Genomic DNA, 279 nt, shown 5'->3' with positions numbered 1-279 from the left:
CCCACATTGGTGTCGATGCCAAGAGTGGCCTGACCCACAGCCTAGTCACCACCGCGGCCAACGAGCATGACCTCAATCAGCTGGGTAATCTGCTGCATGGAGAGGAGCAATTTGTCTCAGCCGATGCCGGCTACCAAGGGGCGCCACAGCGCGAGGAGCTGGCCGAGGTGGATGTGGACTGGCTGATCGCCGAGCGCCCCGGCAAGGTAAGAACCTTGAAACAGCATCCACGCAAGAACAAAACGGCCATCAACATCGAATACATGAAAGCCAGCATCC

Annotated in this window: 1 protein-coding gene; it reads left to right on the top strand. The window is 58.4% G+C overall.

Annotation, left to right across the window (positions count from 1 at the left end):
- Positions 1-279: transposase (locus ACLHZ1_RS20775; RefSeq protein ID WP_427263561.1), on the top strand; the 279-nt coding region annotated here is incomplete at both ends.

It is taken from the genome of Aeromonas sobria, from assembly GCF_050266975.1.
Taxonomy (GTDB): domain Bacteria; phylum Pseudomonadota; class Gammaproteobacteria; order Enterobacterales; family Aeromonadaceae; genus Aeromonas; species Aeromonas sobria_B.
Note: the sequence above shows the minus strand (reverse complement) of the source record. Positions and strands in the feature narration are given on the sequence as shown.